This is a genomic window from Salinivibrio sp. SS2 (assembly GCF_001722075.1).
Lineage (GTDB): Bacteria > Pseudomonadota > Gammaproteobacteria > Enterobacterales > Vibrionaceae > Salinivibrio > Salinivibrio proteolyticus.
In genome coordinates, this window is sequence record NZ_MEBP01000057.1 from 1 (window position 1) to 2,403 (window position 2,403).

1 protein-coding gene and 1 pseudogene are annotated in these 2,403 nt (G+C 53.7%); both read right to left on the reverse strand.

Annotated features, from left to right (window positions below):
* Nucleotides 1-66: 66 nt before the first annotated feature.
* A pseudogene (gene tssI / locus BGK46_RS03340) lies at nucleotides 67-1,557 on the reverse strand (type VI secretion system tip protein TssI/VgrG); the annotation flags it as partial.
* Between the two features lie 123 nt (nucleotides 1,558-1,680).
* Complete coding sequence (hcp-2, locus tag BGK46_RS03345) at nucleotides 1,681-2,199, reverse strand: type VI secretion system effector Hcp-2 (protein ID WP_069587060.1); 519 nt, start codon at nucleotides 2,197-2,199, stop codon at nucleotides 1,681-1,683.
* Nucleotides 2,200-2,403 lie beyond the last annotated feature (204 nt).

A 2,403-nucleotide genomic window follows, 5' to 3' on the forward strand; every position in this document is an offset into this window, starting at 1 on the left:
TTGTTTTTTTTCTGCTCCTGTTGCCAGTCATTTTGTGGCGTTTAAATACACTTGCTCACTGACCTATTGTTCTTCGAACTTGGGCTCGTTGTAGCCCTCGCCTTGGTGGCTCTCACTGCGCCAAACCGTCTTGGTTTTGTGTGCCGGTAAGGTATAAGGCGGCACATTGGTCGCATGATACGTGCGGCCGGTGATAATCGGTTGGTCCGGGTCACCGTGTAAGAAGGACACAATCACTTCATGCCCAATACGGGGAATCGCCATCATGCCGTATTGGCTGCCTGCCCAGCCTTGAGCAACACGTATCCAGCAGCTGCTTTTGTCATCGCCGTTGGAATAACGGTCCCACGGGAAGTGGACTTTCACCCGTCCGTGTTCATCACAGAAGATTTCTTCGCCATCCGGTCCCACCACGGTGCCTATCATGGGGCCATCCACTTGAGGTTTGGGTGTGGGGGTCGCACGCCACGGGGTATTAGCAGGGATAAGCATAAACTGGTTGTTGTAGGTGGTGGCGCCTTGGCCACCCTCTTCTTCCAGAGCTTGTGGTTGGCTGCCTTGGTGGTGCACCCGCACCACTTGCCACGCTTGGTTCACGCTCTCATCCAGATGGTCGCTGATGGTAAAGCGATAGCCGGCCCGTAATGCGGGCTCATTGCTTTGGCCGTTGGCGCGTTCAGCCTCACGGCGTAAGAACTCTAAGCGGGTTTGGTTAAACGCCTGTCCGGTGGCATCGTCTTTAAAACGGCCCGGGAAGTCAAAGTGCTCGTAGCTGTCGGTACGCTGGTAATCAATGCCATCGGCTTGCGCCGCTTGTTGGAAGCTGTAGCTTGGCTTTTTAAAGCTGTAGTCCTTTAACGCCGTGTGACTAGGGCGTGCCGCGGTGTGGCGTGTCAGCCCATAGATATACGGCGTATCCGTACGACCGCCGCTGACAGCATTATAGGGCACAGGACTGTCAAGCTGGGGCAAGCTGTCGGGCGCATCGGTCACTATCAGGGTATGGGTGTTGGCATCGTGCTCATGGTGATACACCAAGCCTTCTTCTGCCGCTAAGCGGTGGAAGAACGCCAAGTCACTTTCACGGTACTGCACACAGTATTCGCGCTCGGCATAGTCACGGGTTAGCGAGAAGCTAACCTCCGTCACCCCCATTTCCGTGAGCAGGGTTTCTAGAATAGTCGGCACGGTTTGGTGCTGGAAGGTACGACTGTTTTGGCGAAGCGACAGACGATACAGGGCGGGCACCAAGGTTAAGCGGTAGCGGGTAAAGTGATGACCAATGTCACCTTGGCTAAAGGCACTGGCGATACCCTGCACCCGTTTGACCAGCTCGCCATTGCGCCACAGTGTCAGCTGCACCGGCTTGTCGACCACTTGCTCTGGCGTGATGTCGGTATGGCGGCTCGCTAAGGCCACCTCATACTGGAACCCATACACCGGGTTGCCATTCAGGCCAGCTTGGTGAGAGAGGCACTCGTCCCCTTGGTAGTCCACCACCACGAACGGTTGCGGGTCCAGCCCCGCCACGGTTAACGCTATTTGCAATGTCGCCATCTGTGTATCCTTCGCCCTGCTTGTTTACCCTGATACGTTCAGCCAGACCCTGCCGTCTGGCTCAACGCACCACAGCCCGCCCGTAAAGGCAGGCTGTTTGTGTCTTCATGTCGCCATGAAAGATTAGGCTTCGATAGGCTTGCGCCAGTCGTCTGAGCCTGAAGTGCCTGCGTTGACGTGGTCCCACGTGATTTTGCGGTAAGACATCGACACGGTCAGGTTCTGCGTAAAGTCTGACTTCGCCGGGTCTTGGCAATGAGGCATCTCGCAGTGAATGTCCACAATCGAGGCGCTTTCCAGCTTGGTGGTAAAGAAGTTTTCTTGTTTACCTTCAATCGATGTGCGGTACCACTTCAGCTCAACCGTTGACATCTTCTCGCCTGACGCCAGTGCGTTATAAAGCAACGGCACCGCTTTGTTGAGCGCAACGGTGAATTTAAATGGCTTGTGCACACGTTGGCCTGATGGCTGACCTGACTGAGGGTCAGTCGGTACCGTCACATTGTGGTCAAACTGTTGTACCAGCATCTCGTCTTCGTGGCCCTCTACATAGGCATCACCGATAGAATCCGCGGTGCAGGCACCGGCTGTAATCAAACCCTGAGTTTCACCTTCAATCGAGATATAACATGGCGTTGGCATAATCGCTCCTTTCTTATTAATGGAAGAGGCTGTCCAGTATACACATCTGAATCTGCCGCACGAATAGAGAGGTGTAGATATCGGTAGACGCAGGCTCATTCAAAAAAAACAACAAAGATAAAACGTAGCATCAGATATATTATCAAAGAGAACACAAACAAACTACGGACACAAAGAACAAGACAAGAAGCACACTACACTAGA